General features: G+C 71.9%; 14 protein-coding genes. 4 read left to right on the forward strand and 10 right to left on the reverse strand.

Annotation, left to right across the window (positions count from 1 at the left end; all coding sequences use genetic code 11):
• Positions 1-183 precede the first annotated feature (183 nt).
• Positions 184-4,563 carry a hypothetical protein gene (locus tag VET29_RS04730; protein ID WP_324915085.1) on the forward strand — a complete coding sequence of 1,460 codons (4,380 nt, stop codon included), beginning with the start codon at positions 184-186 and terminating at the stop codon, positions 4,561-4,563.
• 14 nt (positions 4,564-4,577) lie between these two features.
• Positions 4,578-5,963, forward strand: a complete 1,386-nt coding sequence (locus VET29_RS04735) for a hypothetical protein (RefSeq protein ID WP_324915087.1) — start codon at positions 4,578-4,580, stop codon at positions 5,961-5,963.
• A gap of 90 nt (positions 5,964-6,053) precedes the next feature.
• Here VET29_RS04735 and VET29_RS04740 read toward each other — a convergent pair whose 3' ends face one another.
• Positions 6,054-6,440: a hypothetical protein gene (locus tag VET29_RS04740; RefSeq protein ID WP_324915089.1), complete on the reverse strand. Its 387-nt coding sequence runs from the start codon at positions 6,438-6,440 to the stop codon at positions 6,054-6,056.
• A 633-nt stretch (positions 6,441-7,073) separates the two neighbouring features.
• Positions 7,074-8,624, reverse strand: coding sequence for a PucR family transcriptional regulator (locus VET29_RS04745; RefSeq protein ID WP_324915091.1), 1,551 nt, complete (start codon positions 8,622-8,624; stop codon positions 7,074-7,076).
• A 174-nt stretch (positions 8,625-8,798) separates the two neighbouring features.
• On the opposite strand from VET29_RS04745, the gene VET29_RS04750 reads away from it, so the two are divergent.
• The gene (locus tag VET29_RS04750; protein WP_324915092.1) at positions 8,799-10,058 is read left to right on the forward strand and encodes an FAD-dependent oxidoreductase; all 1,260 of its coding nucleotides are present in this window, start codon (positions 8,799-8,801) and stop codon (positions 10,056-10,058) included.
• 193 nt (positions 10,059-10,251) lie between these two features.
• Positions 10,252-10,770 (forward strand): GreA/GreB family elongation factor, encoded by a 519-nt coding sequence (locus tag VET29_RS04755; protein WP_324915094.1) that lies wholly within the window; start codon positions 10,252-10,254, stop codon positions 10,768-10,770.
• Here VET29_RS04755 and VET29_RS04760 read toward each other — a convergent pair.
• From VET29_RS04760 to VET29_RS04795, 8 genes are read right to left on the reverse strand one after another with little or no spacing between them, the layout of a single operon-like run.
• Complete coding sequence (locus VET29_RS04760) at positions 10,764-14,078, reverse strand: polymorphic toxin type 4 domain-containing protein (protein ID WP_324915096.1); 3,315 nt, start codon at positions 14,076-14,078, stop codon at positions 10,764-10,766. The two genes, VET29_RS04755 and VET29_RS04760, sit on opposite strands and share 7 nt — an antisense overlap.
• A 13-nt stretch (positions 14,079-14,091) precedes the next feature.
• The gene (locus VET29_RS04765) at positions 14,092-16,074 is read right to left on the reverse strand and encodes a hypothetical protein (protein WP_324915098.1); all 1,983 of its coding nucleotides are present in this window, start codon (positions 16,072-16,074) and stop codon (positions 14,092-14,094) included.
• 21 nt (positions 16,075-16,095) lie between these two features.
• Positions 16,096-17,412 carry a hypothetical protein gene (locus tag VET29_RS04770; protein WP_324915101.1) on the reverse strand — a complete coding sequence of 439 codons (1,317 nt, stop codon included), beginning with the start codon at positions 17,410-17,412 and terminating at the stop codon, positions 16,096-16,098.
• Between the two features lie 18 nt (positions 17,413-17,430).
• On the reverse strand, positions 17,431-18,102 hold the full coding sequence (locus VET29_RS04775) for a hypothetical protein (protein ID WP_324915104.1): 672 nt from the start codon (positions 18,100-18,102) through the stop codon (positions 17,431-17,433).
• A gap of 17 nt (positions 18,103-18,119) precedes the next feature.
• Positions 18,120-18,722: a hypothetical protein gene (locus tag VET29_RS04780; RefSeq protein WP_324915106.1), complete on the reverse strand. Its 603-nt coding sequence runs from the start codon at positions 18,720-18,722 to the stop codon at positions 18,120-18,122.
• Positions 18,715-21,837, reverse strand: a complete 3,123-nt coding sequence (locus VET29_RS04785) for a LamG domain-containing protein (RefSeq protein WP_324915109.1) — start codon at positions 21,835-21,837, stop codon at positions 18,715-18,717. Before VET29_RS04785 ends, VET29_RS04780 begins: the two co-directional genes overlap by 8 nt.
• Positions 21,834-23,138 carry a baseplate J/gp47 family protein gene (locus VET29_RS04790; RefSeq protein ID WP_324915111.1) on the reverse strand — a complete coding sequence of 435 codons (1,305 nt, stop codon included), beginning with the start codon at positions 23,136-23,138 and terminating at the stop codon, positions 21,834-21,836. The genes VET29_RS04785 and VET29_RS04790 overlap by 4 nt, the downstream gene beginning before the upstream one ends.
• The gene (locus VET29_RS04795) at positions 23,135-23,569 is read right to left on the reverse strand and encodes a hypothetical protein (RefSeq protein ID WP_324915113.1); all 435 of its coding nucleotides are present in this window, start codon (positions 23,567-23,569) and stop codon (positions 23,135-23,137) included. Before VET29_RS04795 ends, VET29_RS04790 begins: the two co-directional genes overlap by 4 nt.
• Positions 23,570-23,704 lie beyond the last annotated feature (135 nt).

The raw sequence follows: 23,704 nt of genomic DNA on the forward strand, positions 1-23,704 counted from the left end.
GACGAGGTCGAACCCGCGTCGGAACCGCCGGCACCAGAGCGCACGGAGCCCGTCGCGCCGACGGTGGGGATCAACCCTCCGGCACCGGTCCCCACCGAGCCGGAACCCGCGAGCCCCGAAACCGAGGACACCGAGGCCCCCAGCGACCCCGAACACATCGGCGACGTGGCGGAATGTCAGCCGGTGAGCGAGCCGGAGCCGGTGGCCGCCGACGAGCTGAAGTTCGCCTTCCCCTGGGAACAGGGCACCCCGCCGCTCGCGGCCGAGCTGGTCGCCGGTGGACGGCTCGCCGAGGCGTACTGGGTCACCGCACTGTCCGGCGAGCCGGACCGCAGGGCCGCCGCGTTGCGGTTCGCGGTGGCGGCCTTCGGCACCCGCGACGTCGGTGAGGCCACCACCATCCAGGCTGCACTGGACCTCGACAGCCAGTCGTTGCATGGCGACAACGACACAGCCACGGTCGTGGCGGTCGCGCTGCTGCGGGTCGCGCTCGTGGCCGGCTGGGCGCACCCCCTGCTCAACCAGATGCCCGCCGACCTGACCCGCGACGAGCGCTGGGACGCGTTGCTGGCGGTCTGCGTGCGCGCGGCCGAGTCCGGCCACCGCGTGGACCGGTCGGTGGCTCCCGGGGTGGCGGGCGACGACACCGGTCCCACGGCACCGGCCGAACTCAGCAGGCGTGCGACGGCGCTGCTGAACGACCTGCCCCGCAGGAAGAACACCTTCGAGCGCGCGAGCCGGGTGCTGCGCCGACTGTCCAGGAACGGCCAGCCACTCGACACCGCGTTGCGTGCCGTGGTCACCTGGGCGGAGACGGACGACGCCGAGGCGCTCACGACCGTCGTCGAGCAGCTGAACGAACCCGGCTGCGACGACGCCATGATCGAGGCGGCCGACGCCGCGATCCGCACGCCGAAACAGGCGAAGGACGACATCGTCGCCACCGCGCTGCGGTGGCTCCAACGGGCGATCGACGAGGTCAGGGTCATCGTCCGGGAGGCGGACGCGGTGCACCGCGGTCTCGGCGCCGCGGCCGTGACCAGCGAGGCGATCGCGCACCAGCTGGCCAGGGCGGTCGAGGACACGGCCGGGGTCGAGGTCCCGGCGGGGATGACCGGAGCGGCGGTGACGCTGCTGCAGGCGTGGTTGCGCGACCCGGCAGGCGGCCGCCGGCCCGCGCTCGACGTGGCCGAGGACGGTGAGCCGAGCGCGGACGTGTTGCTGTCGCTGGCCGACCTCCCCCGCGACGCGGCGGGCAGGCCCGATCGGGACCACCCGAGAGTTTCCGGCGTCCTCGCCTCGCTGGCGAAGCCGGTCGACCTCGTCGCGGCGGTCCGGGCCTACTGCGAGCGGGGCGACCTGTTCCGTGCCGGCCGCGTGGTCGAGCTCGCCGACGACGGCCTGTGGCCAGGTGCCGGGCGCACCTCTGAGCTGCGTGACATCGTCACCGAGGCGACGGTGCGATGGGCAGGCACCCACCGCACCGAGTTGCAGCGGACCGGCGACCTCTTCGCGCGCATCCGCGGCCAGAACCTCCTCGACCAGCAGTCCGAGTCGGACTTCGCGCAGCGCCTCGAAGGCCTGTCCTCGGTCCCCCACGGCCGGTTTGACCAGGCGATCACGCTCCTCGCCGAGCTGACGACCGAGCTGCGGGCGAGCCAGGACCAGCACGTCAACTCCCTGCGTGCCCGCCTCCACGAGCTGGCCCCGGAACGCGGCTCCGACCACGACCGGATCGCGACGCTGCTCGACGAGGGCGACGCCGTCACGGCGGCCGAGTTCCTGTCGTTCCTCCGCGCCGACCAGCCGCTGCCGCAACACACGCCGTCGGTCACCCGGGACGTCGCCGCCTTCGCCCAGCTCTTGTCGGCCGGTGAGCGGCACGGCCTCACCAAGGCCCCGGCCACGGCACGACAGTGGGCGGACCTGGCCGCGGAGCTCGCGGACGACGCACGCGAGCTGGCACAGTCGGCGTCGCAGGGCGTCGAGGACTGGGACTCACTCGCCGACCCGAGGCGGCACCACGGCGAGCGGATGGCGAACGCCGTCCGCACAGTCCTCACCACACTCGGCCTCCAGAGCAGTGGCAAGGCAAGGGAGCTCGACCCGGGGGCGCGCCGGGGTTTCCGGAGGTTCCGCGTGCAGGGCCGGCCCGCCGACGGTTCCTACGTGTCGCTGCTGGGTTCTGCGACGACGGACTACATGGTCACGCTCATCACCGGGGAGCTGCGTGGCCGGTCGGTGCTCGACGTGCTCGGCCACGAGGACGTCGGTCGAGCCAACCTTGTCCTGTACCTGCACCCGCTGGACCTGGCCGCCCGGCGGGCGCTGGCGGCCGACGCGCCGAACAGCCCAGTCCAAGCCGTGGTCATCGACACCGCCGTGCTCGGCTGGGTGGCGGCGACCCGGCCGGGTTCCTGGCGCGCCACCCAGCGGGTCACGCTGCCGTGGACCGCGATGAACCCGTACACGCCGTTCGTGGCGGGGCTCGTGCCGCCCGAGGTCTTCGTCGGCCGCGAGGAGGAGCTGGCGGCCGTCACGAACCCGTCGGGTGGCCTGTTCCTGTACGGGGGACGCCAGCTCGGCAAGTCCGCGCTGCTGCGCAGGGTGGAGGCGACGTTCGACGACGAGCTGCGGCACGCGGTGTACCTGGACCTCAAGGGCCGGGGCATCGGAGAGGCAGAACCCGCGAGCCGTATCTGGCGGGAGCTGGCGCGAGAGCTGACACAGCGGGGCATCCTCCCCTTCAGGGGAGCCACCGACGCGCCGGACGTCGTCGTCAGCCGGATCCGGGACTGGCTGAACGTCAACGAGGGGCGCAGGTTGCTCCTGCTCGCCGACGAGGCGGACGCGTTCCTGACCGCCGACTCGCGTGCCATGCCCGGCAGCGGCGGCGCCGGGCACTTCCCCAACGTGCTGCGGCTCAAGGAGCTGATGGAGTCGACGGGACGGCGTTTCAAGGTCGTGTTCGCCGGCCTGCACCAGGTGCAGCGGTTCGGCGACATGTCGAACGTGCCGCTGGTACACGGCGGCCCGGACATCCCCATCGGGCCGCTCGACCAGCGCAACGCCCGCAAGCTGGTCGAGGAACCGATGGCCGCGCTCGGGTACGTGTTCGAGAAGCCGGAGCTGGTGTGGCGCCTTCTCTCGGCCACGAACTACCAGGCCGGGCTGATCCAGATCTTCTGCGACGAGCTCGTCACCACGCTGCACAAGCGCACCGCGCCGACCATCGCGATCCCCGTGCCCATCACCGACGAGGATGTCGAGAACGTCCGCGCGAGCGACCGGGTCCGCAGCCGGATCGCCGAGCGGATGCGGATCACGATCAACCTGGAGGACCGCTACCGGGTCCTCACGCTCGTGATCGCCTGGCTGAGCCTGAGCGACTCGTTCGGCACCAGCTACGAGCCCAAGGAGCTGCTCGAGTACGCCAAGGGCTACTGGCGCGAGGGTTTCATCGACCTCGGCGTCACCGAGGTGAGCATCTACCTCGCGGAGATGGTGGGACTGGGCCTGTTGATGCGGCTGCCCGGCGAGAACCGGTACGTCGTGCGCAGCCCGAACGTGGTCAACATGCTCGGCAGCATGGAGGCCCTGGAGCGAGAGCTCGAGGAGACCGACTTCGTGCTCCCGTACGAGTACAACCCACGCGAGGCCCGCAGGCTGCTGTACGTCGATGAGGACGGCAGGCAGTCCCGCAGCCCGCTGACCGACGGCCAACTCGCGGACCTGATGAAGGCGACCGAGGTCTCCATCGTCACCGGTACCGTCGCGCTCGGGGTCGACCGCGCCGCCCAGGCGATCACGGAGTACGCCAGGACACGGGACAACAACGTCGACGTCTGCGTGTCGGCGGCCGACGTGGCCAAGTCGGTCGCCAACTCACACCGTCGCGCGCGGCCGACGGTGCTCGTCGCCAACCTCCTCGACCGGACGGACGTCGAGATCGAGGACATGGTCGGCAGGCTCCACAAGATCGACAAACTCGACCACAAGCAGGTCACCAGAATGGTGATCGTCGACCCGGCCCACCTCGACCATTTCCGTGCCCTGTCGAAGGGCTGCGGCGAGCCGGTGCGGCCCAACCGGTGGACGACGAACGCGATCCGCAGCTGGCCGGAGAGCCCGTTCGACTCCGTCGAGAGCAGGCGCATGCTGATCGACGGGACCGGCGGGTGGCCGGAGCTCGTAGAGATGGCAATCCAGCAGGTCACCCACGGCTCGACCCAGGCCCAGGCACTGGACCGGGTGCTCGCGATCTGCACCGACCCGGACGCGGCCGCGGCGATGCTGGCGTCCGCCGGGCTCGGCGAGGACCTGGTCCGGCGGCTCGAACCATGGGTGGAGTTCATGCCCCCGGCCGACCTGATGCCGCTGATTCCGGCCGACGTCGCCGAGATCCTGGGCACGGACCTCACCACCACCAACGAGCTGCTGGCCGAGCTGGCGGCGCTCGACGTGCTCGACGTGTCCGAGGGCGCGACATCGGAGAAGGAAGGCGGTGTGGCGCTGAACAAGGTGATCCACCGGTGCGTCGCGACCGTCCTCGACGCGCGATGAGGTTCGCACCGTCGATGGTGTCGCTCCCCGGGGCGCAGCACCGGATCGCGGCCATCGTGGCAGACCTGAAGGCGGGCAGGAACTGTGTTGTCGTCCTGCCGGACGTGCTGGTCGACAGCGAGGTGGCCGACGACATCGTCTATGAGATCGCCGCCAGGGTCGACACACTGCGGGTGCCGCTGCCCGATGTCGACGAGACCGACGAGCCGCCCCGACGGCCGAGGGCCACCGTGCCGAGCCGGTCCACCGGGCCGCGACCGTCGTGGGCGGTGAACCGGTTCGGGGCGCTGGGTTCCGGCTCGGTCGTCACGGCGACCGCGACGACGGGCCAGTACCGCAGGGCCACCGCCACGCTCGCGGAGCGGATGGCCACGCTGCTCAAGAACCCGCCCGCCGGCTCGGACCCCCTCGCCGACGTGGTGGCGGCCGAGGAGTTGCGTGGCAAGGTGCTGACCGTGCGGGCCTGGGAGGAGCGGGATCCCGAGGCGGTCGGCGCGCTGGCGGTCCGGTTCGCCGCGATGACGAAGGACTCGCGGGTCCCGCCGGAGGAACGCGTGCGGCTGTTGATCATCACCAGGGACAGGAATATCCCTGAGGCCGCGCTGGAGCGCCTCGACCCGGTCACCTCGGGCGTGCGCTGGTGGTGGGGCGTCCTGGGCCGCCTCGACACGACGGTCGTGGTGGCGACGGCCGAGGCCGCGGCGGGACGCGGCGAACCCGTCGGGCTGCGCTCGACGCTCGTCGCCGACTACCTGTTCCGCGACCTCGTCACCGAGGTCGCCGGCCCGGACCTGGCGCTGGCCACCTACCTGACCTACTTCTGGGACAGGACGATGTCCGCGCTGCCCGGGCTCGTCGCGGAGTACGCGTCCTCGGACAGGTCCGACATTCCGGTGCCTGCCACGCCGAGGCACGGCCGTCCGACCAGGCCGCCGGTGGCACTGCGCGACGCGTGGAACCAAGGTCTCGCCGACCTGTGGGACGGGGAGATCCGCGTGAGCCCGCCGGCCGAGGACCCCTCAGCGGTCATCGAACGGCTCGACCAGCACCTGTGGCGCGGGCAGAACCGCGCCCTCACCCCGGTGATCGACCAGCTGCGGGCGGCCATGGAGGACCGGGTCCGCTCGACCGTCGGCGCGGCGGGTGTCGACGCCCTCCTCGCCGGGGATGGCGAGAGTGACCGTCCCGCCGCCTACCGGGTCACCCGTCCAGTGCTGGAGGTCGGGCGGATGGCGGCGGCGGTGAAGGCCGGCGAGCTCCGGGTGACCGAGGGCGAGCGGAAGCTCATCTACTGTCTCCGGGACGTCCGCAACTCCCTCGCGCACCTGGTCGTGCTCGACGACAGCACGTTGAGCAGGCTCGCGCAAGCCATCGCGAACAGTCCGGGCCGGGGGCGGTGACTTCGAGCGGCACACGTATGGCTGCGCGCCGCGCAGGAGTCGCAGCGCGGCCTGTGCGTAGGAAGAGGTCAAGAGACGGCTCGGCCGACCTCAACTGGTCCAGCGACGGCCCCGTGAGTCGATCAACACCACGTCCGGTGGAATGTCGAAGGCGACGAGTGACCCCAGGATCGCCGGCTTCACTCCGGACAACGTGATGTCCACGTTGTTTCCGATGGCGTGTCGCAGCAGGGTGACGAGGAGGATCAGTTGTGCGCCCGGCACGGTGGGCGCACCCGACAGGTCGATCGTGATCCTGTCCGTCTCGTCGGGACTCGGTGTCCGACGGCGGTCCTCGAACTCGGCGCGGACCTTGGCCACGATGGGTGAGAGGTAGCGCCCCAGCTCCGCGGCGACGTCCGGGGTGAGCCGCAGCCGGTAGGGCTCCCCCACCTCGGTGCGTTCTTGTACTACGGGTGCGGCACGGGTGGTGGTCATCGGTACTCCAGTCTCGCGACGTTGTCGCGCTGTCTGCCCGGGCTCGGCACCCGAGCGTCACCAGTTCTGCGGCGGATCACTTGCCGGGAAGGACTGCATTCCCCATTCGTCCGTCATATCCATGATCTGGTCGTCCTCCCGGCGAGAGCGGACATCGTCAACGGAAGGGGACGGGACGATCATCGATTCAGTCATGGTCTTCTCTTCTCCGTCGGCAGGCGTTCTGGTGAACGATCAGGTCAGCGTGAAACCGGGGTGCCCGCGAATATGGAGCTGCCGACCGGGACGGACGCGCCCGTCGAAATCCGCGTCGTCGACCAGTTCTGAACGACGCGAAATGTCGTCTTTTCCTGTTCTCCGCGCATGTTTCCACACCTCCCACGAAGTCGCGAAAGCAGAACGCCGGCCGGAATGTTCTTTTGCGCGGCGGACTACCTCGGAGCGCGCCGTGGGTCCAACGGTCGCGAAGCGTCCCGTGTCGTCTGTCCCGATGCCGGCAGATGTGCGGGCCGCTGTGACAGAGAAAACGTCACCGGGCTCCTGACATCCATTATGCCCCCAGGAACTCGCCGGTCGTTGTCGAGTTTCGATAATCTCGGCACGACTGTTTGTTCCAGTCCGACAGGGACGGTGTCAGTGTTCGTCCGGCCGCGACGGTGACGGTGCGTCGTGCAGGGCGGCCAGCTCGATGGTCATGGCGACGCGTTTGTCGCCGTCGTCGAGGCCGAGTGCGGTGAGCTCGTTCATCTTGCGGAGCCGGTAGCGGATGGTGTTCTCGTGGACGCCGAGCAGCTGCCCCGCTTCGGCGGGGTCGCCCTGGGCCTGGAGCCATGCACGCAGTGTCGCGACGTACTGGGTGCCGTGCTCGACGTCGTGCCGGCGCAGTCGCACGACCGGGCCGCGGGCCGGGGCGCGTCCCGAGCGCGCGGCGGTGCGGAGGCGTTGCAGCAGGATGTCGTCCCACGAGTCCTCGTACGCGGGCGGGGCGCTGTCGCGGTGCCGGGTCTCATGAAGCGCCAGGCACTCGTCGGCTTCCTGCCGTGCCGCCGGCAGATCCTCGGACGCCGCCAGGGCGCTGATGCCCGCCGACAGCGTCAGGTGGGCCGGTAGCGCGGCCCGCAACGCGACGATCCAGGCGCGGGCCGTGGCCACGTCGTTCGCCGGCAGCACGGTGTAGAGGGTGTTTCCCGCCAGTGCGCTACGCCCGGGCCGGGACCAGCCGAAGCCGACGGTGGCCCGGTCGAAGGCCAGCAACAGCGCCGCGTGCGGTTCCTCCTCCGCGATGTGGGGCCGGCCGGCGATGACGCGGAGCCGGCCATGCGGCAGCCCCAGCTTGCTCACCACGGTGGCCGCGTCCGCGGTGCCCTCCAGCAGCCGCATGACCAGGTCGGTCTCGACCTGGCGTTCGAGGTCGGCGCTGGCGCGGGACCGCAGCAGGTGCAGTGCCACCGTGCGCGCGCCGTCGCCCAGCGCGCGCAGCGGTGCCCCGTCGAGGGGCTCGCGGCACGCCACCCACACGGACCCGAGCAGCTCCCGCCCGGCACGCGCGGCCACCACCATCCGGCCGGTGAGCCCGTGCTCGGGGGCATCGGCCACGAACAGCGGCTCATCCGACGACTCGAGGTGCGTGACCACGCCCCGCTCCGCGAACAACGCCCGCAACGACGCCGGGGCCCGCCGGCCCAGGATCGTCTCGACCCGCGCCTGGTCGGCGTGCTGCTGCAGGCTGGAGTAGGCCATCACGCGGGCGAGCCGGTCCTCGATGGTCACCGCACCACCGACCGCCTCGGCGAGGCTGTCGGCCAGCGCGAACAGGTCGGTCGGGCCGCGGCCGGACTCGGTCTCGCGCCCTTCGAGCACCAGCCCGTACACGACCGCGGCCACCTCGCTCCACGCGACGGCCCGGTCGACGACGATCACCGCGACCGGCCCCACGACGTCGCTCCCCGGTTCGTCCTCCCCGTGGACGAGGACCACCGCGGCGCGCGCGGCGACCGCCCACGCCACCGCCTCCTCGACCGACTCGGCTCCGACCGCGAGCAACACGTCGCCCACCACGGTCCGCCCGCCCGCCTGCTCGGGCAGCACCACGCCGCGGAGTTCGGTCGACCGGGGGACCGGGCAGCGGACCAGTCGCAGCCCGTAGCCGCCGAGCACGTTGACCAACCGGTCCAACCTGACCATGCCCACTCCCACCGCCAGAACCCTGACCACCCCACCCTAGCGCCGGTCACTGTCGGATCCCGACATTGTCCGCACTCGGTTTTGTCCGCACGCGACAACGATCGAGGGTCGGGCACACTCCATCCTGGGGTCGAGACCAACAGTCGAGAACGAGCACGGATGTGGAGGTGCGGCATGGCCGGCTTCGAGCGCCTGGACGGCGGGCCCCGGTCCGCGGTCGTGATCGGCGCCGGGATCGTCGGGTTGTCGACCGCGTGGTTCCTGCAGGAACGCGGCGTGGCGGTGACGGTGGTCGACCGCGCCGGCGTCGCCGCGGGCGCCTCGTGGGGCAACGCCGGCTGGATCGCGCCGGGACTGGCGATCCCGCTCAACGAACCCGCCGTCCTGCGCTACGGGCTGCGTTCGCTGTTCAACCCCGCCGCGCCGCTGCACGTGCCCGCCTCCGCCGACCCGGGCCTGTGGTCGTTCCTCGCCCGGTTCGCCGCGAACTGCCGGTGGTCGAGCTGGACCCGCGCGGTGCGAGCGAACCTGCCGCTCAACGACGACTGCCTCGACGCGTTCGACGTGCTCACCAGGAGCGGCGTGACCGTTCCCACCGTCGCGGCCCCCATCACCGCGGGCTTCGCCTCCCCTCGACAGGCGCGGGGCCTCCTCCGTGAGCTGCGCAGGCTCGCCGCCGCCGGGCAGGCCGTCGAGCACACCGAGCTGACCGGCGCCGAGCTGCGCGAGCTGGTGCCGCTGGCGTCCTCCGCCGTCACCGCCGGGGTGCGGATCGACGGGCAACGCCACGTCGACCCGGGCGGTTTCGTCCAGGCGCTGGGCCGCGCGGTCGTCGCCCGCGGCGCGACCATCCAGACCTTCGACGTCGTCGACATCGACAGTGACACCGACGGGGTGCTGGTGCGCCGCGCCGTGGGCAAGGGACTCCGCGCCGACGTCGCGGTCCTGGCCACCGGCGCCTGGCTGTCCGACCTGGCCGGGAGATGGGGCGTCCGCGTGCCGGTGCGTGCCGGCCGCGGCTACTCGTTCACCGTGCCCGTCGACCGGCCGGTGCCCGGACCGATCTACCTGCCGGCGATCCGCGTCGCGTGCACCCCGTACCAGGACGGACTGCGCGTCGCGGGCACCATGGAGTTCCGCGATCCCGACGCCCCCGCCGTCCCGGCCCGGCTCGCCGCCATCATCGCCTCCGCCCGGCCCTACCTCGACGGCGTGCGCTGGGAGGAACGTCGGGACCTCTGGGTCGGCCCGCGGCCGGTCACCCCCGACGGCCGTCCGCTCGTCGGCGCGCTGCGCGCACCCAACACCTACGTCGCGGGCGGGCACGGCATGTGGGGCCTCGCCCACGGCCCGGTCACCGGCCGGCTGCTGGCCGAACAGATCACCACCGGCAAACAGCCCGACGCCCTCCGCGCACTCGACCCAATCCGCTGATCGCGCGCGCCACGGCGCGTCGAGAAGCTGAGCAAACCGCCACGCCATTTCCCATAGCCGTGCGAGCCGGCGTCCACCAAAACCCGACCCGCACGGACCCCGCACCGTCAGGGCGGCCCCCAGCTCCTGGCCGCCCTGACGGCAGCCATCACGTCACGCACACTCGATCCTCTGAGGACGGTGAACACGAACCATGACCAGCACCCAACGCGTCTGGCTGACACCCGAAGCGCACGACCGGCTCCAGGCCGAACTGGCCGCCCTGCTCGCCCCCCGCGCGAGCACCACGCCGGTCGACCCGGCGAGCACCGACGCCGTCGTCGCAGACCAGCGCGGACGGGCCGCCCGCGTACGCGAGCTCCGGGAACTGCTGGCCAAGGCCGCGGTCGGCGATGACCCGCCCAACGACGGGGTCGCGGAACCCGGCATGGTCCTCACCGTCCGCTACGACGACACCGGCGAGGAGGAGACGTTCCTGCTCGGTCTGCGCGACGTCGAACAGTCCGACCTCGACGAGACCCTCGGGAACGACCACGACGACCCCGAGGTCTACTCCCCCACCTCACCGCTGGGCATGGCCGTGACCGGCGCCCGGCCTGGCGACCACCGCTCCTACCGGGTGCCCAACGGCACCACCGTGCGCGTCACCCTCCTCGACACCGTCCCGTACGGCCACCACCGGACCCAGCGCGCGGACCGCGACAGTCAGTAGGCGTGCCGTGCGGGTCTCGTCAGTTGGGGTGGGATCGGGAAGCGGGTGGCCACGGACCGGGCGGTGGCGGTCGGGGCGAAGCGCAGGGACGTCGCGGTGACGACCGGATGCTCGGCCGAGCGGCTGACGGCGATGGAGTACGACGCGATCTCCTCGACACCGCCGGTTCTGTTGACCAGCACCAGGGTGTAGTCGATGGTGGCGAGCCGCAGGGTGCCCGGATGGGGTCTGGTCGTGGCGAGGACCCGGAACGTCTCGTCCGTGCGGGCACCGGACACCACACCGCGCAGGAACGTCTCGATGCCGTCGTTCTGCAGCGTCTGGTTCACGAACTCCGGCGCGTAGAGGATCCCGTACGGGCTCTCGAAACCGGTCCCCTGGCCGGCCGTGTGCGCACGTTGGTACTTCGGGCCCGCCGGTAGGTTGCCGTGCTCGCCCGCCGAGTACATGGCGCGTTCGGTGTCCGCGCGACCAAGTGACCTGCCCAGCGTCGCCTCGTGTTCGAGCGGGCCGCCCGGGGTGGCTCGCCAGACCCGGGAACCGTCGGGGAACTCCAGCACCACCGGCGGATCCGGCACGGTCGGGGCCACCCTGCGGTAGAAGTTCGGCGCGCTCGCGTCCAAGGACACCTCGACGATCCGCGCGTCCCGGGGCGCCGTGCTGATCGCGTCGATCTGCCGCAGCCGCGACAGGCGCGCGGCCAACCGTTCCATGCGTGCCGGGTCGAGCCGTCCTGTCGCGGCGAGCGCCTGTTCCAGTGTGGACAGTTCACCCTCCAGCACCGGGCGAGCGGCGAGCACCGAGCGGAACGTCGCGCGGGTGTTGCCCGCCGCCACGGCACGCAGCTCCTGCTCGACGTCGGCCAGCCGCCACGTCGGGTTGGCGCCCCAGGACTCGACGACCGCGCCCAGTTGCTCGTCGGTGAGCCCGAGTTCGCCGGCGAGCGTGCGCAGCCTGCTGTTGGCGGCGCCCGCCTCCTCGAACGCCGCCCGCAACCGGATCAGCTGCTCGGCGTCCAACTCGCCCTCGGCGATGAGGCGGGCCGCCCGCAGCCGCGTCACGAACCGCTCCAGCGACACGATGCCCTGCCGTGCCGCGTAGTACATCGCTCTGACCATCGCGCCAAGGGCCTCGACGCCCCCGATGGCCATGTTCAGCCTGCCGGCCGCCCTGGCGAGGGCCTGGAACGCCCTGTTCAGGCCGAGCGCGCCGCGGGCCTCGGTCAGGATGCCGGCGGCCAGTCGCTGCTCGATCCCGGCGGCGCGAAGCCCGGCACCCAGCTCGGCCAGGTCGCCGGTGGCCTTGAACGTCGTCAGCGCCGCCTCGGCGGGACGGACCGCCGCGGCCAACCCGGCCAGGTCGATGCCGGCGCCGACGGCGGCCACCACCACCCAGCCGAACCACGGGTCCTCGTCCAGCAGCCCGGCCTCGTGGGCGGCGTGCTCGCGGGTGTAGTCCCGGTACGCCTCGATCGCCTGCCACGCACCGAGTCCGAACACCGCCAGCGCGCCGAGTGCCGCCGGCGTGCCGGTACCGGCCGTGGCCACGCTGATCGCGATGGCGACCACGGCCAGCAGGATCCCGGTCACGATCTTGCGGGCCCGCAACGAGTCCAGCTTGTCGGTGATGATCTCGTGGTAGATCGTGCCCGGCTGGATGTCCTGCTGTTTCAACGACGCGGCCAGCAGCGGCGGCAGTGCGTAGACGAACGTCTGGTCGCCGTCGAGGCGGGCGCGGGTGGCGGCGATGCCGTCCCGGTGCGCCTTCACGTAGTCCTGGACCACGCGCAGCACCTCGGCCACGGTCGTGGCCCTGGCCAACGCGGCCCGGTCGAAGCCCTCCTCGGCGACCAACGGGCCGGTGGCCACCGCGGTGACCAGCTTGTCGGCGGCCGCCTTCGCCTGGCTGGCCTCGCCTTCCAGTCGCACCTTCCGCAGGTACTCCTCGCGGAGGTAGCGGTGCAGCTCCGGATCGGGGCCGATGCCGCGCGCGGCATCGGCCTTGTCCTCGGCCTCGGCGTACAGCGTCCGCGCCTGCGTGCCCCCCAGCGCCGCGAGGAGCCGGTCGGCGAAGCCGGGTGCCTGGAACCGTTGCTGTTCCACGACGAGCAGGCTGTCGTAGCGCGCGAGCAGGTCCAGTCCGATGAGGACGGTCCGGTGCTCGAACGCCGACAGGTACGCGGCGATGAGCGCCTCGAACGCGGCCGGTGACGCGAGGCGTTGCGCCGCCAGCTCGGCGTGGAACTCGATGTCGACCCGGTCCTTCGCCGGATCGTGCACGCCGAACCGGGCGGCGGCCGGCGACCTGGGTGCCTGCCACGCCTTGTACAGCGCATAGAGCCGGTCCATCCCGTACAGCGCGGTCCGCGCGTGCTCGACGGTGGCGCCGGCCGCCGCGGACCGCGCGACCTCGGCCAGGTGGCGGTTCACGGAGGCCTCGAACTCGGCCCAGTCGGTGGTCCGCGTGGTGACCTTCGCCTTGTAGCCGGCCAGTTCGGCGTCGGAGAGCAGGGCGAGCTTGCTGGCCAGCCGGAGGATGACGGCGTAGTCGGCGGGCCCGGCCACGCGCGTCTCCCCGGCGGTGAACAGGAAGTCCCGGATCCGGGCCGGCAACGCGTCGATCTCGCGCCGTTCCCGCAGCAGATCGTCCCGGACGGCGAGCCAGTACGCGGCCAGCTCGCGGTCCTCCGCCGAGTCGTCGAGCCTGCCGGTCCTGCCGGTGGCGGCCCGGAACCGGCGGTCCGCCTCGGCGTTCAGCGCGTCGCGCCGCACGGCGTCCAGTGCCGCCACGGCCTGGTCGTCGGCCGCCCGCCTGCCCGCGTCGGCGAGGTGCAGGCTGTGGTCGGTGACGGTCAGGACCTTGTACCCGCGTGCGACGTCGGCGGCGGTGACCTCGGGCGGGGTGCCGGTCCACCGCCAGTGTTCCGTGCCGAGCAACCGGTCGGCCTGCGCGGCGCCGGCCGCGTTCCGGTACTGCCGGACGAACTCCCGCAGCAGCTCGTCGCTGTCCAGCCTGCGGTCCAGCCGCACCCGGAACGGGAACGACGGCCGCAGCGGCACCTTCACCGGACGTCCGCCGCTGTCGTAGCTCGGCGTCGCGTACGAGTCGCCGGCCATTCGCCGCTGGGCGAACACCTCCCGGGCCGGCGGCCGGTCCTGCGTGGCGACGGTCGCGTGGTCGGCGGACGCGGCCGCGTGGACCGCGCGGGCCACGGCGTCCAGCACGACGGCGGTGAGCCGCTGCCGCTCGGCAGGCGCCAGGTCGTCGTCGACGGTGACCGCCGAGGGCAGGTGGTAGCACGCTCGCACAGCTCTGGACCCCTCAGTTCGTCTTCTTCGGCAGCACGCCGGGCGGAAGAATGCGTCTGACGCCTTCCTGCAGCTCGAAATGCATCGGGTCGGCGCCGCCGAACTGCCAGGTCGCCCCCGGCAAGAACCCGCTGTGCGCCATCTCCGCGAAGAAGTCGAGGTCGAACGCGCCCTTCGGGTTGAAGAAGCCCACCTCCAGCAGGCGCAGCAGCGGCGGGTTGTCGGCGGGTGCGACGGAGCCAAGGTTGCCGGTCGTCAACGCCTCGAACGTCGCGAGGCCCGCGGGGGTCGACAGGTCCGGGCTCGCCAGTTCGGCCCGCAGTTGGCCGACCTTGGCGATCCACTCCCAGGCAGTGCGCAGGGCGGGAGTGTCGGACCTGGCGAGCTCCGCCTTCAACCCGTCGCGGTTGGCGACATCCTTGTCCAGCAGCCGCTTGGCGTACGTCTCGTCGCGCAGGGCGTCCTCGGCCGCCTGCCGTGCGGCGGCCAGCTCCCGGACGGCCGCCGCCGGTGTCGGCGCCCAGTCGCGCCCGGTCGGCCGCACCTTCGCGATCGCGGCGTCCCGGCGGCGCACCGCGGCGGCGGTCGCGGTCCTCGCGCGTTGCTCTTCCTGTTGTGCCAGGCGGACGTTCTTCTCGGCGTGCACCAGGTCGAGCCGGATCACGTCGGGAGCACGCAGCCTGTCCATGCCGTCGTGCTTGGCGAGTGACTTGGCGACCTCCGCGTCGAGGGCGCTGATCCACTCGGTGACGAGCGGCGGGATCTCACGCAGCACACCGATCCGCCGCGCACGGAGGTCCGCGGCCGTCTTCGGGTCGATCGGACGTTTCTGGGCGGCGATGTCCCGCAGTACGGTGAAATACCGCTGCCGCACGTCCAGGAGCTTCGTGCGGTGGTCGGCCGAGAGCGTGCCGATGAAGCCGAGCGAACCGGCCGCCATCGCGCGGAACCGCTGTTCGAAGACCGCGAAGATCCGCTTGGCGACGGGATCCTGGTCCTCCACGGCGGACGTGTGGTCGTCGGCCGCCGTCCGTTTGCCCATCGCCTCGACGATCGCCGGCCAGCCGGGGCCCATGTCCATGTGGGCGCCGGACGGGTCGATGGCCGCCGCGATCTGGTACGGGTCGAAACGGCTCGCGTCCGTCCGCAGGTAGCCGATCTTGGGGTTCGTCGCGGCGGCGATGTCGATCGCGAAGCCGAGCGCGTGGACCATGTAGGTGGGGGTCTGGATGTCGCCTTCCTCGAAGTGGCGCAGCTGGAAGCCGCCGTAGATCGTGGGGAACGGGTGGTGGTGGTTCGCGAGGACGGTCAGCACCCGTTCCAGCCGCACGGCGGCGTCGTGGTGCAGCACGATGTCGACCTCGCCGCTCGTCGCGGTGCCTTGCCGGTGCACCCGGTCGAAGTTCCTGAAGTGGTCGAGAAGTGCCTGCCACGACGGGAAGTACAGGCGCATGCGGACGAAGAACTGCAGGCGGTGGTCACCGCGCTCGTCCGCCGTCTCCTTCTTGTGCTGGCGGTCGACCTCCTGCTGCACCCACGGTGACAGCGTCGTGAACATGGCCTCGACCGCCGCCATGGACCCGAAGATCTCGAGTGCCATCGACGCCACGGCGGCCTCGTTCTGCACGGCCGCCCGCGTCGGATCGACCAGCTTCCCGCCGGAGGAATGCGCGGCCATCGCCGTGGCCTCGTTGGCGTCCAGGTCCGGCAGCGGCGGTGGTGCGGCGGGTGCGGTCGGCAGCACGACCGGGCTGCCGGCGGCCTGGTAGGACGGGACGGCGTACCCGCCGGGGAACACCCGCCCCGCGTCGTACTGTTCCCGCACCTCCGTCTGTTCCCGCACCTCCGTGGCCGTCGCGCCGGTATAGCCGTGCCGGTCGACCAGCACCCGTTCGGCCTCGGCGAGCCGGGCGGCCACCGCGCGGGTCAACGCCGTGCCGATCATGGCCAACTGCTCGTCGGTCGGCACGCCGACGATCCGCAGGGTGATCGGCACATGGCAGTTGATCCGCATGGGTCAGGCCGAGGTGAAGGCGAACTGGATGGTGGCGACGCTGACCGCGCCGGGCGTCTGGATGAGTTCGGCCGCACCCAGGACGTAGTAGCGGAACGCACCGGTGTCGACCAACGCGAAGCGGTCGAGGACGGGCACCGTGACGTCGTACGGGTTCGTGGTGCCCGACCCCGCGAGGGTGATCCGGGTCAGCTCGTCGGTCTTGGTCGCGTCCGTCAGCGAGGCCCTCGACAGGATCAGGGTGAACCGGACCGGCGACCCGGGATACAGGCCCAGAGCACGGAACGAGCCGAGCCTGACCTGGTCGGGGAGCGTCAGGTCCATGACCGCCGTGCCGCCGCCGGTGCCGCCCGCCGGGTGCACCGCGCCCGCGTTGTCGTAGGTCCAGTCGCCGCCACTGCCCTGGGACACCGTCACGAAGTCGAGGCCGGGGGTGATCACCTGCTGACCGGAGCCGGTGCCCGGCGAGTTGAGCGCGGTGTTGATCTGACCGACCACTGTGGACATCTGGTGCAGGTCGCTGTCGATCGCGTCGTACCGCACGTTGAACCCGTTGGGGCCGCCCGCCTCGATGCGGTCGACGTTGTTGATCCAGTTGGTGTGGCGGAACGTCGGCGTGAAGCCGATCTCGACCGGCGTGCCGGTCGGTGGCGGCGGTGGTGGCGGGGTCGTGGGGTCGTTGAGCCGCACGGTCATGGTCGCCGACGCCCTGCCCTCGTTGCCGAGCCCGTCGAGGGCGATCACCTCGATGGTGTGCTGGCCCACCCCGAAGTCGAGGTTGACCTTCGTCCACTCGGTCGTCGTCGCCCCGGCCGAGATCCCGTCCATGTTCAGGCGCGGGCCACCGTCGAGCGTGTACTGCACGCTGGTGACGCCGGAGCTGTCGAGCGCCCGGCCGGACAGCACCGGGAGCCGGAACGGCAGCTGCTCGACGGTCCGGTCATCGAGGAACGGGTCGATGATGACCTGCGGCGGCGTCTGTTCCGCCACCAGGTGCAGCGTGTCGATCACCTCGTAGCCGCTGGGCTGGTCACCGCTGCTGCTCGTCGCGAGCACGTCCGCGGTGAAGGTGATGTCGACGGGGTTGCCGTGCTGGATGGTGGACGGCACGGTCCCGGTGGCCGACCAGGTGCCGTCCTGGTTGACCGTCGCCTTGACCTGCTGGGGTCCCGGCGCGAACCGGACCAGGATCTGCAGCAGCTGGAACTGGTCGTGGCCCTGGTTGTCCACCTGGCCGTCGTTCTCCGTGAACCCGGTGACGGTCAGGGTCCTGCCGACGCCGGTGCCGGGGGCGGGCGTCGAGAAGCCCACATTGATCATGACTGTCTCCTGGTCGGGTCAGACGGGGAGGAACGCGAGCTGGATCGTCTCGACCGTCATCGACGTCGAGGGGAAGATGTCGGCGGGCGTCTGGAACGTGCCGGTGACGAAGTAGCGATACGTGCTCGGATCGATCAGGGCGGGCTGGCCGGTGGCCTGCGACAGGATGTCGAAGTTGCGGAATCCACTGCCGGTGTCGGCCTTGACGATCATGTCGACGGCCGCTGGGCCGGCCGTGAGCCGGATCAGGGTGCGCCACAAGGTGACCGTGCCGCTGGCCTGCAGGGTGTCGTCCGGGATGAGGTTGCCGAGGACACGCATGGTGTTCAGCCGGACCCCGCTGGGCAGGGTCAGGTTCATGAGGCCGAAGAAGGAGAGGTTGGCGGCGTTGCCCAGGGTGTCCGCGATGGCCGTGCCGTCCGGCAGGGTGGTCCACGGGCTGCCCTCGGACGGGACGCCGCGGAACACCGGGGTGAAGCTCATCAGCTGGGGTGGCGGATCCGGCGGCGCCTGGAAGTCCTCGAGGGCCGTGTCGATCTGCGTGACCACTGTGGACAGTTGGCGCAGGTCGGCGCCGATGGCGTTGAAGCGGGTGTTGAAGCCGTTGGGGCCGTCGGCCTCGACCCGGTCGATCTTGTCCACCCAGTTGGTGTGGTGGAACGTCGGGGTGTAGCTCACGTGTGCTGCCACGGGACTCCTCCTTCGGCTCAGTCGACGACGTAGGTGATCTGGACGGCGGCGAGCCGCACCACGGCGGTCGCCGGGGTGGTCGGCACCGTCGCCTTGACGAAGTAGCGGGTGGTGGCCGTCGTGGTCCTGGCCACGTCCGGATCGAGCTGCACGGCCCGGTCGAACGGGTCCGTGTCACCGGTGACCGAGACGAGTTGCTGCGGCGTGGCGCTGCCGAGGGCCACACTGGACAGGGCGACCGTCACCGCCGCGCCCGATGCCTCCCCGATGGCGCGGAAGGTCGTCAGCGTGACGTTGTTCGGCAGCGACAGGTTCAGCAGTCCGGTGGCACTGGACCCCGGGGTCACCGACGCCGCGCCGCTGCTGCCGATCACCCACGGGGTGACCCCCTCCACCTTCGCCAGCACGGGTGGGAGGGTGAGCCGCCGCTGCTTGCTGCCGGTGGGGCCCGCGCTCAGCACCTCGTCGACCTCGGCGACCACCGCGGACAGCTGTTGCAGGTCCGCCTCGATCGCGTTGAACCGGGCGTTGAAGCCATTCGGCTCGGCGGCACGAACCCGGTCGACGTCGTCCACCCAGTCGGTGTGGTGGAAGGTTTGCGTGAAGCTGACGTCAGCCATTGGCGGGCCCTCTCGCCTGGCGCGGCAGTGGGCCGCGGACACGGAACTTGGGATAGGTGTAGTCGGGGTTGGCCTGCGACAGGTTCCCTTGCAGCTCAACGACATGCGCGCGGATCGCGGCGGTGTTGACCTCGACGCCGACCGGGTGCAGCACGTTGAGGATGTTCATGATCAGGTCGTGCTGGTCCTTGGTGATCACGATCGCAGGGGTGTCGAGATCGGCCCTCGGCCGCACCTGGAACGTGTACGGCGTCGGCTCGCCGCCGACGAGGTAGCTCGCCTGCACCCAGGCCGTCCCGGCCGAGTCGGCATGCAGCGTGACGGCCGGCTGGGTGCTGGACCCGAGCGTGATCGCGGCGTTGTCGAAGGTTCCCGACGACCAGCCCAGCCGCGGCCCCTCCCCCGGCACCTGACCGGTCAGTCCGGCCGCCGCCAGTTCGGTGGGCGTGGGGGTCGCGGTGATCGACAGGTCGGCGCCCTCGTCGACCTCGATGACCGCGCCCTGGTCGAGCAGGCCGGGTCCGCGGACCTGGACGAGCTGACCGGGTGCCTGGCTGACGACCAGGCCTTCGCCTGCGTGTGCGAGGTGGCCGAAGCCGACCGCGAACGCGACGCGTGCCAGTGCGCCGGGCGCCAGCACGCTGTGGCGCAGGACGAGCCTGCGGCCCGTGGCGGCGGCGGGCGGCGCGTCGTCACCGTCGTCGAACGCGGCCACCACGGTGACCCGGCCGCCGGTTCCCTGGCGGGCCAGCTCGGCGAGCATCGCGTCGAGCAGTTCGGCGACCGCGGGCTGCATCCGGTGCGCGTCCTCGCTGCCGTAGTCGACCCGGGCATCGTCGTGGTGTGCGAGGAATGCCGGATGGAAGAAGGTGTCTGATATGTCCACAATGGACGATGGGGCAGCAGTCGTGCCGTCCGCGGTGATCGTCTGTCCGTCCGGTAGGTCGGTCAGGCCGATGCGCAGCACGCGGGTCGCCGACACGGTGTGCCGGCCCCGGGTCACGTCGACCTTGACGATCAGCCGGCCGGCCGCGGTGGCCGCCAGCTCCGCCGTCCGGTGCTGCGAGCCCGGGTTGCCGGCGGGCGTCAGTGTGCCCCGCCCGCCACCGCCGGCCGGCACGACGAGCCACCGCAGGAACGCTTCCGGGGGTGGCGCGGGCCGCGGCGACAGTGTGACGGTCGTGCCCACGTCGAGATCGATCGGGCCGTCGAGCACCGTGTCGAGGTCGATCGCGAAGTAGTCCGCCAGGGCGGTGGCCGCGTAGACCCGCCCGGCCGCGGCCCGGTAGCTCACGAAGTCGAACCCGGCCCGGTGGGCGAGCGCGGCGAGCCTGCCCAGCGGTACCGAGCTGTGGCCGAGCAGCACCGCCCGGCCGGTGGCCCGCAGGTCGTTCGCGCGGGGGTCGTACGCGGCGTCGACCAGCAGCCGGCCTGGTGGGTCCGTCTCGGCACCGGCCAGCGTGACGAGCCGGTCGAGGCGCTCCGCGACCGCGAGCTGGACGAGGCGCGGGTCGGGTGCGTGCTCGCCCGGCTCCAGCGTCCGCGCGGGCGGCAGGCCGAAGTCCACGTTCGTGTTGTCGTAGCGCGGCAGGAAGGCCGGGTCGAAGGCGTCCTCGTCGGCCGCCGTGCCCACCACGGCCGCCTCGGGGATGCCGCGCCGGCCCGCCGCGTCGATGCTCTCGCCGGGCAGCAGGGCGACCGGCCGGACGTGCACCAGCCGGGTGCCGCGGACGAGCGTCGCGTTCGTGTCGTCGACCACGAGTGTGTCCGTGTCGGCCGGGTCGCCGATCGAGCCGACCAGCTGGTTCAGCACGGCGGCGAGGTTGGCCGGGGTCGGCAGCGTCCAGCGGCGGAAGAGCGCCAGCCTGCGGCGGTAGTGCTCGTCGTCCTCACCGAGCGCCGGGGCGAAGTTCGTGCGGGCGGCCGCGCTGACCCGCACCTCGTCGACCACCCCGCGGAAACCGCCGCCGGCGGCGCCGATCAGCAGGTCGGCCGTGTTCACGACCGGGCCGAGCGGGAACAGGAACCGGAAGTCCCGCGCCTGCCCGTCGACGTACAGGGTGAGCCTTCGGTTGTCGCGCACGGCCGCCAGGTGGGTGAACCGGTCGGTCGGCAGGCTGACATCCGCGGTCAGCTCGAGGGTGGTCTCGCCGTCGCTCATGCTGAACCGCACGTCGCGGTCCAGCTCAGCGTCGAACCGGCCCATCCGCAACACCCAGCCGGGACCGTCCGCGTCCGGGTCCGGGTGCCGGCTCAGCACCGGCCCGTCGGCGTCCGCGTCGGGCCGGACGAAGCACTCGACGGTGACCTCGTCCGCGATGTCGAACGCCGCGTTGGTCGTGACCCGGACCGTCGCGTTCGCCGCCCGGAAGCCCATTGCCTGGCCGTACCGGCCCGCGACCCCCAGCTGCACGGGACCGTCGAGCGTGCCGGGGTAACCGCTGCGGCCCGGGTAGGCGGCGGTCAGGTCGGCCACCGGGGGGACGGCCCCCACCACGTCGTCCAGGTGGTACAGCGCGACCGTGTCGGTGTCGAAACCGTAGGGCTGCGGCGGAAAGCGGGGCACACCGAGGTCGTGGCCGATCAGGTCGAGGCTCAGCCCGACGGCGGTCGGCAGGTGGCGTTGCGCCAGGGTCCGTTCCGCGTGCCGGCGCAGCTCGTCCCGTTCGGCGCCCACCACCCACAGCAGCTTCGCCGTGTTGCCGAGCAACGCGGTCAGCGTCCAGCACAGCTCCGGCTGGTTGTCCTCGGGCGTCGGCGTCATCGTCAGCATGAGCACCCTGGCGGTCGCCGTCACCGGCGCCGGGAGCACGAGCGACGTGCCAGCCACCGCGCCCGCCGGCAGCGCGACCGTCGTGTCGGTCGACGGCCCGCCCGGCTCGGCGTGCGTCACCACCACGGTCGTGTCGACCGCGAGGTCGCGGGTCGTGGCGAGCACGTACCTCGGCTCGGGTGTGCGGTCGAAGCGCGCCCTGTGGTCGGTGAAGTCGTAGGCGTCCACAGTGGTCTGCGAGCTGCCGAAGGGCAGCAGCCGCAAGGACAGCGTGTCGGCGCCGCGCCTGAACGGGACGGTCAGGCGGGCACCCATCCTGCTCGCGGCGATCGGCGCGGTCATCTGACCACCATCGTCACGTCGAGGGTGTCGCCGTCGGCGGTGAACGTCGCCAGCTCGGTCGGGCCCATGGCCAGGTTCTCGCCGACCGCGGCCTCGGCCAGCACCCGCTGGAACGGGACGTCGCCGAAGGTGATCCGGCCGAACGCGGCTGGCGAGCGGCGCAGGTGCAGCCCACGCACGTCCAGCACACCCGGCTCCTCGACGAACGCGCGGACCACCTGGGAGTACAGGACGTCCCCGCCGAGGCGCAGCGCGCCGATGTCGGTGGCGAGGCGCCTGCGGACCGACGAGAGCAGGGCCGTGCCGTCCGAACCGGACGCGATGACCGCGGTCGCCCGCACGCCGACCTCGATGTGGTCGGCCTCCACGATGTTCGCGTGGATGCCGATCGGCCGCACGGCGTCCACCGCGGCGGTGACCCGTTCGAAGATGCCCGGCACCGGCCCGATCGTGCGCCACGGCTGGCGGAAGTCGTGTGCCACCACGACGGTGAAGAAGTACGGCTCACCCGCGCGCCGCTCGCTGCTGAACGCCCGCTGGTCGAAGTTGAACAGGTCGAAGTAGCTCTGCGACACGTCGACCCCGCCCAGCGGGTCGGACAGCACCACGTCCACCACGCCGTCGACCTGCAACGCCGCCTGCGCGACCGCGTCGACGGTCCACAGGTTGCGGGCGAGCCCCAGCAGCCTGCCCCGGTAGGACGCGTCCGGCTCGTCCTTCGCACCGCCGGTCAGCGCGGCCCGGTTGGTCACGGTGAACCGCGCCGTGCCGGCGTCGGCGAGGGCCTGCGACCGGTAGGTCGGGTCGACGGCCACGATCTCGCCCGCGTCGACGTCCCCGCCGGGCCCGCGCTCGAACGCCACCACGCCGACGTCGGCCGTGCGGGTGGCGGCGTCGAGCCGGACCGCCGCCACCGTGCCGAACGCCCGCACGGGGTCGCCGGTCACGACGATCGTGCCCTCCGGCAGCACGTACTGCCGGCCCGCCGCCGCGTTGTCCAGCGTGATCCGGACCGTGCCGGTGCTGGGCAGCGCCCGCCGCGCCAGCCCGACGTCCTCGCCGAGCAGGTCGAGCGTGTCACCGATCGCGGTGGACACGAAGTTCCCGTAGTACAGGTCCTCCAGCCGCTTCCACAGCTCGCCGTCCTCTGCCGCGGTCGTCTCCAGGATCTTGCGCAACGCGGTCGCGTTGGTCAGGTCCACGTTCGGAAAGACGGCCCTGGCGCGGTCGAACGACTCGCCGAGAATCACGTCGACGGGCTTGAGCACGAACCCGCTCTGGGTCACCCCGAAATCGGTCACGATCGTCCTACCTCCACGTTCGCGCGCAGCGTCGCCGCGGCGCCGGCCACCGTGTCCAGCTCGACCACGACCGCCCACCGGCGACTGATCCGCGCGCGGTGGCCCCCGCCCGGGTCGGTGGCCAGCCGGTCCGGGTCGTCGTCGAAGGTGACCCGCCGGACCTCGCTGACCCTCGGGTCGGCGGTCAGCGTGCTCACCAGGTTCAGTTTCAGCAGTTCCTTCACGACGCGGACGCTGTTCGGCGTGGTGAACGCCTCCCGGACGTCCAGCCCGTACGTCGTGGCGAAGCGGTCCGAGCCCAGCGGCGTCAGGATCCGCAAGGTCAGCGCCTGCACGAGGTTCTTGATGCCCGTGACCTCGGCCAGGTCCCCACCCTCGAACACGAGGTCCCCGTCCTCGACCAGCAGGCCACGCCCGAACGGCTCAGTCATGCCGCCGCCTCGCCCCCGCCGCCCGACGATCTCCACATGGCAACGATCGAGCTGCCCGTCTTGCTCCCTGGGCCTTCACGAAAGTCCCATTCATGCGCCACGACTTTCCACGAAAGTCCCATTCGTGCGTTCGGG

The organism is Actinophytocola sp. (genome assembly GCF_035634895.1).
In the GTDB taxonomy this organism is placed as follows: Bacteria; Actinomycetota; Actinomycetes; order Mycobacteriales; family Pseudonocardiaceae; genus Actinophytocola.

Excerpts from the sequence above, each read along its gene's own strand:
- VET29_RS04795 (WP_324915113.1), bottom strand. The coding sequence starts at position 23,569 with ATGACTGAGCCGTTCGGGCGTGGCCTGCTGGTCGAGGACGGGGACCTC.
- VET29_RS04735 (WP_324915087.1), top strand. The coding sequence starts at position 4,578 with ATGGTGTCGCTCCCCGGGGCGCAGCACCGGATCGCGGCCATCGTGGCA.
- VET29_RS04745 (WP_324915091.1), bottom strand. The coding sequence starts at position 8,624 with ATGGTCAGGTTGGACCGGTTGGTCAACGTGCTCGGCGGCTACGGGCTG.
- VET29_RS04750 (WP_324915092.1), top strand. The coding sequence starts at position 8,799 with ATGGCCGGCTTCGAGCGCCTGGACGGCGGGCCCCGGTCCGCGGTCGTG.
- VET29_RS04780 (WP_324915106.1), bottom strand. The coding sequence starts at position 18,722 with ATGGCTGACGTCAGCTTCACGCAAACCTTCCACCACACCGACTGGGTG.
- VET29_RS04740 (WP_324915089.1), bottom strand. The coding sequence starts at position 6,440 with ATGACCACCACCCGTGCCGCACCCGTAGTACAAGAACGCACCGAGGTG.
- VET29_RS04755 (WP_324915094.1), top strand. The coding sequence starts at position 10,252 with ATGACCAGCACCCAACGCGTCTGGCTGACACCCGAAGCGCACGACCGG.
- VET29_RS04785 (WP_324915109.1), bottom strand. The coding sequence starts at position 21,837 with ATGACCGCGCCGATCGCCGCGAGCAGGATGGGTGCCCGCCTGACCGTC.
- VET29_RS04770 (WP_324915101.1), bottom strand. The coding sequence starts at position 17,412 with ATGATCAATGTGGGCTTCTCGACGCCCGCCCCCGGCACCGGCGTCGGC.